General features: G+C 71.0%; 1 protein-coding gene. It reads right to left on the bottom strand.

The window, feature by feature from the left end:
• The coding region (locus SB751_RS32895; protein ID WP_410749366.1) for a M24 family metallopeptidase at positions 1-255 on the bottom strand (255 nt) is incomplete at both ends.

The following is a 255-nucleotide window of genomic DNA, read 5'->3' on the forward strand; positions in this document are numbered from 1 at the left end:
GCGAGATGACCTGCGGGCCCTCGTGCACGTTCAGGAAGTAGCCGACGCCGTGGCCGGTGCCGTGGCCGTAGTCGAGCCCGGCCGCCCACATCGGCGCGCGCGCGATCGCATCGAGCATCGGCGAGCGGATGCCGCGCGGAAAGCGTGCGCGCGACAGCGCCATCATCGACCTGAGCACGATCGTGAAATCGCGTCGCTGCAGGTCGCTGAGCGTGCCGACCGGCACGACGCGCGTGATGTCGGTGGTGCCGGTGG

This window comes from Cupriavidus sp. SIMBA_020, from assembly GCF_046535395.1.
Taxonomy (GTDB): domain Bacteria; phylum Pseudomonadota; class Gammaproteobacteria; order Burkholderiales; family Burkholderiaceae; genus Cupriavidus; species Cupriavidus campinensis.